Source organism: Psychrobacter sp. TB55-MNA-CIBAN-0194 (assembly GCF_040309505.1).
GTDB classification, from domain to species: domain Bacteria; phylum Pseudomonadota; class Gammaproteobacteria; order Pseudomonadales; family Moraxellaceae; genus Psychrobacter; species Psychrobacter fozii.
Genome location: NZ_JBEOOW010000607.1, coordinates 1 through 249, shown reverse-complemented (window position 1 = coordinate 249; position 249 = coordinate 1). Strand labels below are relative to the sequence as shown.

Annotated in this window: 1 protein-coding gene; it reads right to left on the bottom strand. The window is 49.0% G+C overall.

Annotated elements, in window-relative coordinates:
* Positions 1 to 249, bottom strand: a 249-nt coding sequence (locus tag AAEY75_RS16455) for a hypothetical protein (RefSeq protein ID WP_502944455.1), incomplete at both ends; no start/stop codon positions are given.

Sequence of the window (249 nt, the reverse complement as noted above, 5' to 3'; positions counted from 1 at the left end):
CGTATGCGCAAGCCAAATCCCCACATAGGTTTTGGAGCCTACGCCGAAAAACTCACCAATCATGTTGTAGCTTTTTAGCAACGGAATCAATGACATTTGCAACGGCACAACCAGCAAACCCACCACAGCCGCCACCAGTAACGCACGACCAGGAAAACGCATCCAAGCAAGCGCATAGGCCGCAAACGCCGCCACCAAAATAGGAATAATGGTCGCTGGTATTGTGACGGTTAACGAATTAATGAAAGA